Below are 883 nucleotides of genomic sequence, written 5' to 3' on the forward strand. Positions count from 1 at the left end.
AAGCCTAACCCGCTGATGTCGTGGAAGGGGCAGTTAATTTATGCGGCGTCCGATAATGTCATGGTTTATATAGAAAGATTCCCGATGATGAGCGACAGGGATATGAATAGTGGTGTTTTTTTATCATATGAAATGAATGGGGTGCATGGGAAAATTTATGTGAGTAGTGATTCAGATCCCGGCATTGATATAACTCTTTTGATCACGGATTCTGCTTTATTTATCAAGGCACCAGGCTCACAGAATATGCTTTATAGACTGCCTGCGGAAAATATGAATTCTTTCTCTGTATCAGAAGATAACCCAGGCTCTGCGGAAGGAAACATATGGCCACATATTATGACGCCCTCAGGGGATACTCGCTTCACATGCGATTATAGTGTTAGGCCCGCTAAGTTTGATGTAACTCCTGAGCAGGTTTATGCCAGTGACGCAACAGGAGTGCCTGTACATGGTCAGTAAACAACCTGAACCGTTACGAAAAGCGGTCATGGAGTGTGATGATAATGGTAAATCTTCCTGGCGGGGGATGTGCAGCCATAAAAACATCATGGTGCGTGCGGGCTGTCATCATCCGGTCCAGCTTCCGGGTCTGATTATATTTGTTCACGGCGTGAACTCTGAGGGCGAGTGGTATGACAAGGCTGAGGAAAATATATGTACAGGACTTAACGTCAGACTGCATTTGCCCGAGGATATGTGGCTGGTTAAAAATATCTACAAAGTAGATAAAATCCGTGGCCGGGAACTAACCAGCCCGGGGAGCAGCCGCTCACCCGTTATCCGTTTTTACTGGGGATATTCCGCAAAACCGGGCACCGAAGATGATTATCAAATCCCGCTGCGCAACCTGGCCGGGGAGGATTATCACGACCTGAAAAAA

Annotated in this window: 2 protein-coding genes; both read left to right on the top strand. The window is 46.4% G+C overall.

Features of this window, described 5'->3' with window-relative positions; genetic code table 11:
- On the top strand, positions 1–462 hold a 462-nt coding region (locus tag ACCW71_RS20535; protein ID WP_436374490.1), incomplete at its 5' end, for a hypothetical protein.
- Positions 452–883, top strand: a 432-nt coding sequence (locus ACCW71_RS20540; protein WP_436374492.1) for a T6SS effector phospholipase Tle3 domain-containing protein, incomplete at its 3' end; no start/stop codon positions are given. The genes ACCW71_RS20535 and ACCW71_RS20540, both read left to right, overlap by 11 nt.

Source organism: Pantoea sp. C2G6 (genome assembly GCF_051336815.1).
Lineage (GTDB): Bacteria > Pseudomonadota > Gammaproteobacteria > Enterobacterales > Enterobacteriaceae > Pantoea.